We start from the raw sequence: 5,408 nt of genomic DNA, 5'->3' as shown, positions 1-5,408 counted from the left end.
AGGAGGAATGCCGAAAGGCTTAATTTAGATGCGGATGCTGTTTTGATACACGACCCCCAGCCGGCGCCGCTTATTGAATTCAGTAAATCGGGCAGATGGATATGGAGATGCCATATAGATGTATCGCATCCGTTGAAAGAGGTATGCGATTATCTGCTGCGTTATTGCGGAAAATACGATGCTGCAATTTTTTCCGTAGCAAAATTCGCGAGGGCAATGGGTATAGATGAATTCATCATACCTCCGTCCATAGACCCTATCAGCGAAAAGAACAGGGAATTGACAGGAGAGGAAATAAGCGAGACATTAAATAAATTTCAGATACCTCATGACAGGCCAATGATACTTCAGGTCTCCCGCTTCGACAGATTTAAAGATCCCCTCGGCGTGATAAAGGCATACAGACTGGTTAAAAAATACAATGACTGCATACTCATACTTGCCGGAAGCCCTGCAACGGATGACCCCGAGGGAGAGATAGTGCTTAAAGAGGTTCAGGATTATGCATCGGACGACCCCGATATACACATTCTTCTCCTGCCGCCTTTCAGCGACAAAGACATCAATGCCCTTCAGAGGGCTGCGACAGTTGTGTTGCAGGAATCATTGAAAGAAGGATTCGGCTTAACCGTATCCGAGGCCATGTGGAAAGGAAAGCCTGTCATAGGCGGAGCCACAGGCGGAATTCCTTTGCAGATAATACACGGCGTTACAGGTTTCCTTGTCCATTCCATTGAAGGCGCTGCCTTCAGGATAAGGCAATTCCTCAACAATCCTGAGATGGCGCACAGGATGGGAGAGAAGGGCAGGGAATATGTAAGGAATAATTTTCTCATAACAAGGCAGATAAGGGATTATCTTTCTGTATGGTATGCGATAGAGAACAAAGGCAGAAGTGTTCTGGAGTTGTGATGTCTGAAGGGTTGAACAAATGAGAAAGAAAGTTCTTGAAAGCTCCATACTCTTTGTAAGCATTGTGAAATGGCTATTTCTCGCCTCCTGCGCTGGCATACTCGTAGGCGTTTCTACAACGGTCTTTCTTAAACTTCTCGAAGCAGGAATAAATTTCGCAGGCGGTTACCGGTACTATTTTGTAGCTGTTCCCGCAGCTTTTGTGTTGAGTGTTCTGCTCGTTAAGTATCTCGCTCCGCAGGCGGAAGGCCATGGCACGGAAAAGATAATAGAGGCTGTGCACAGGCATTCGGGAAGAATCAATCCCCTTGTCGTCCCGGTTAAACTGATAGCAACTGTTATAACTATAGCAGCAGGCGGTTCTGCTGGCAAAGAGGGGCCATGCGCACAAACAGGAGCGGGTCTGTGTTCGACTATTTCGGATATATTCAGATTCGACGACAGGGACAGGAAAAAGATGGTCATATGCGGCATAAGCGCCGGGTTTGCCACAGTATTCGGAACGCCTATCGCGGGAGCAATTTTCGGCGTTGAAGTATTATTCGTGGGAGCAATGCTTTATGATGTTCTCTTGCCTTCGTTTGTCGCAGGCATCGTAGGGTATCAGGTATCATCAGCGCTCGGAGTTGCATATTTTCATGAACCGTTGAGGTTTGTCCCGGTGTTCAGCAGCGCACTGTTTATAAAGGTCTGCATCGGCGGATTGTTTTTCGGGCTCTGCTCGCTTATTTTTATCGAGACGCTTCGTTTTTTTGAAAACACAGGCAGCCGCATGAGGCTCAATAAAATTTACAAGGCGATAGCAGGAGGCTCGGCTCTTGTAGTTTTAGCATTTATATTCTCCACAAGCTATCTCGGTCTCGGCCTCGAAACGATTAAAAATGCTATCGAAGGCGAAAGCGTTAAGGATCAATTTTGCACTCACTGAAGGGACGTGGGAAAAGATACTTGACACCTCATCGATGGATTGGGGAGGAGCAAACAGTATGGTGGAGCAAAGGATGGAATCATACGGCACGGAGGTGACTGTTATGATAAATCCTCACAGCTTCATTCTTTACAGGAAGATTAAGGGGTAATAGATGGAGCGTTATCTCTGCATACACGGACATTTTTATCAGCCGCCGAGGGAAAATCCGTGGCTTGAGGCCATAGAGGTGCAGGACTCCGCATATCCTTACCATGACTGGAATGAGAGGATAAATGCCGAGTGCTATGCACCCAATACTGCCTCGCGAATTCTGGACGGAGAAAGGCGCATAGCGGATATTGTGAGCAATTACGCCAGAATAAGTTTTAACTTCGGCCCCACGGTTCTTTCATGGATGGAGACCAATTCTCCTGAAATCTATCAGGCGATACTTGATGCGGATAAACAGAGTATAGAATGGCGTTCCGGACACGGCAATGCAATTGCACAAGCGTACAACCATATAATAATGTCCTTATCACATAAATGCGACAAAAGGACGCAGGTTTTATGGGGTATTAAGGATTTTGAATACAGATTTAAACGTTTCCCTGAGGGTATGTGGCTCCCGGAGACAGCAGTGGATATCGAAACACTGGAGGTACTTGCAGGGTGCGGAATAAAATTCACAATCTTAGCTCCTCATCAGGCGTTGAGGGTGAGGAAGATAGGTGCGGGCAAATGGAAGGATGTGAGCGGAGCGAGGATTGACCCCACAAGGGCTAATCTCTGCAGGCTCCCTTCAGGCCGGAGAATAAACATCTTTTTTATGACGGCCCCATATCGCAGGCCGTTGCCTTTGAGAGACTCCTCAATAAAGGGGAAGACTTTGCGAACCGTCTTTTAAGCGGTTATTCCGCCTTGAGAGAATGGCCTCAGATACTCAACATCGCCACAGACGGCGAATCCTACGGCCATCACCATAAATTCGGAGACATGGCCCTCGCATATGCACTTAATTACATAGAGTCCAACGGCATAGCGAGACTTACAAACTATGGAGATCATCTTGAGAAACATCCGCCAACTCACGAGGTCGAAAATCATCGAAAATACCTTGTGGAGCTGTATTCACGGCATAGAGAGATGGAGGAACAACTGCGGATGCAACTCAGGCGGACATCCAGAATGGAAGCAGGAATGGAGGGCGCCTCTCCGGCAGGCGCTGGATTGGCTAAGGGAGCAGTTATCATTCAAATACGAACATAAGGCGAAGGAATACCTGAAAGACCCGTGGAAGGCGAGAGACGAATACATCGATGTCATCCTCGACCGCTCGGAAGAAAATATTAAGAGGTTTCTTGAAAAACATGCATCGAGGAATCTGGATATGGATGAAACGGTCATTGTCCTTAAGCTCCTTGAAATGCAGAGGCATGCCATGCTGATGTACACGAGCTGCGGATGGTTTTTCGATGAGCTTTCAGGCCTTGAGACGGTGCAGATCCTCCAGTATGCAGGAAGGGCCATACAGTTGTCAGAACATGTTTTTAATAACGGCCTCGAAAACGGCTTTCTGGAAAGGCTTGCATCGGCAAAGAGTAATCTGCCCGATCACAAGGACGGCGCTCGTATATATGAAAAATTCGTCAAACCGGCAATAATAGACCTCAAAAAAGTCGGCATACATTATGCCGTAAGTTCGTTATTTGAAGATTATCCCGAAAGATCGAAGATTTACTGCTATGCAATCGACAGGGAAGATTATCAGGGCGTACATGCCGGCAGAATGAAACTTGCGGTGGGTAAGATATGCATTACATCGGAGATAACCAAAAAGAGCGAATACATAAGCTTCGGCGTATTGTATTTCGGAGACCACAGCATAAACGGAGGAGTGCGTAATTTTCTTGGCGACGATGCCTATCAGTCCATGAAACATGAGATCATCACGGCATTTGAAAGCGGCGAGTTTGCGGACATTATAAGACTGATGGACAAACATTTCGGAATGCATAACTATTCTCTCAGGGATCTCTTCAGGGATGAGCAGCGGAAGATACTGAATATCATCATCAGAACCACCATGGAGGACTTTAAGGCATCATACCGCCAGATGTTCGACAACAACCGTATCCTGATGGGCTTTCTTCAGGAAACGGGCATACCGATACCAAAGGCATTTTATACCACGGCAGAATTTACTCTGAGCATTGATTTGAAGAGGGCGCTTGAAGGAGGTATAGATATTGTGAAGGTTCAGGGCATCATCGATGATATAAAGAAATGGAATATACCCATCGATTTCACGGATATAGAATTTATAGCACGGCGTGGTATTGAAAGTCTAATGGCTGCCCTGTATAAAAATTCCTCCGATGTTTCACTGCTCTGTGAAATCAGAAGGGTCATAGATATGCTGAACTCACTGCCCTTTGAAATAAACTTCTGGTATGTGCAAAACATATATTACAAACTGGCAAGAACAGTTTACAGGGACTTTTTGTCAAAGGCACGGTCAGGCGACGAAGGTGCAATACGCTGGGTGGATGAATTCAGGCAGATGGGGCAGAGCCTATTTTTCAATATTGAAGCAGTTTTGTCTGAAAATTAAGTGGAGGTTATGTGGCTGTTGAAGGCATTCCAAATGTGAGGATACCTGTTTCAACTTACAGGCTGCAATTTAGCAGCCAATTCAGATTTTCCGATGCACGGGATATCATATGCTACCTCTATGGCCTCGGCATCAGCGATATTTATGCATCGCCTTATTTGAAGGCAAAAGAGGGAAGCCTCCACGGATACGATATAGTTGACCCCAATGAATTAAACCCCGAGATAGGGACAGAAGAAGAACATGATGAATTGATAAAGGAACTTCAGAAGTATGGAATGGGACAGGTGCTCGACATTGTCCCGAACCATATGTGCATAGAAAGCAGCGCCAATAAATGGTGGATGGATGTCCTTGAGAATGGCCCGAGCTCGGTTTATGCGAATTTCTTTGATATAGACTGGGAGCCTGTCAAAAAGGAGCTAAAAGATAAGATACTCCTTCCGATTCTGGGCGACCAGTACGGGAAGGTTCTTGAGGACCGGGAACTAAAATTGAATTTTGAAGGAGGGGCGTTTTTCTTACATTACTATGAACATAAATTTTCTGTAAGACCACAGACCTACATCCAGATACTGGAGCATCGGATTGACGGGCTAAAAGAATCACTGCGACCTGAAAATCCTCACTTCATTGAACTTTTGAGCATCATTACAGCACTGAAGCATCTACCCTATTATGCAGAAAGAGACCCTGAAAAGATTACCGAGCGATACCGTGAAAAGGAGATCATAAAGAAGCGCCTCTGGAATCTCTATAATGAAAGCTTGAAGATTAAAGAATTTATTGATGATAATGTGAAGATATTTAATGGAGTTAAGGGCGATCCTGGGAGTTTCGACCTCCTTGATAAACTTCTCAGAGAGCAGGCATACAGGCTCTCACACTGGAGGGTTGCAACAGAGGAGATAAATTACAGGAGGTTTTTTGACATCAATGAGCTTGCAGCAATCAGGATGGAGGATCCTGTCG

Annotated in this window: 3 protein-coding genes and 1 pseudogene; all 4 read left to right on the top strand. The window is 45.7% G+C overall.

Annotated elements, in window-relative coordinates:
* Positions 1-912 (top strand): glycosyltransferase (locus tag V7L97_RS10875; RefSeq protein ID WP_333655908.1); only part of this gene is annotated, 912 nt, incomplete at its 5' end.
* A gap of 19 nt (positions 913-931) precedes the next feature.
* Entirely contained in the window at positions 932-1,840 is a 909-nt protein-coding gene (locus tag V7L97_RS10870; RefSeq protein WP_333655907.1) for a chloride channel protein, read from the top strand.
* Positions 1,841-1,994: 154 nt separating this feature from the next.
* A pseudogene (locus V7L97_RS13115) lies at positions 1,995-4,436 on the top strand (DUF3536 domain-containing protein).
* Positions 4,437-4,447: 11 nt separating this feature from the next.
* On the top strand, positions 4,448-5,408 hold a 961-nt coding region (locus tag V7L97_RS10855; protein WP_333655902.1), incomplete at its 3' end, for an alpha-amylase family glycosyl hydrolase.

The organism is Dissulfurispira sp., from assembly GCF_036745535.1.
Taxonomy (GTDB): domain Bacteria; phylum Nitrospirota; class Thermodesulfovibrionia; order Thermodesulfovibrionales; family Dissulfurispiraceae; genus Dissulfurispira.
Note: the sequence above shows the minus strand (reverse complement) of the source record. Positions and strands in the feature narration are given on the sequence as shown.

Bases quoted from the DNA above. Each gene is read 5' to 3' on its own strand.
- V7L97_RS10870 (WP_333655907.1), top strand. From the start codon at position 932: ATGAGAAAGAAAGTTCTTGAAAGCTCCATACTCTTTGTAAGCATTGTG.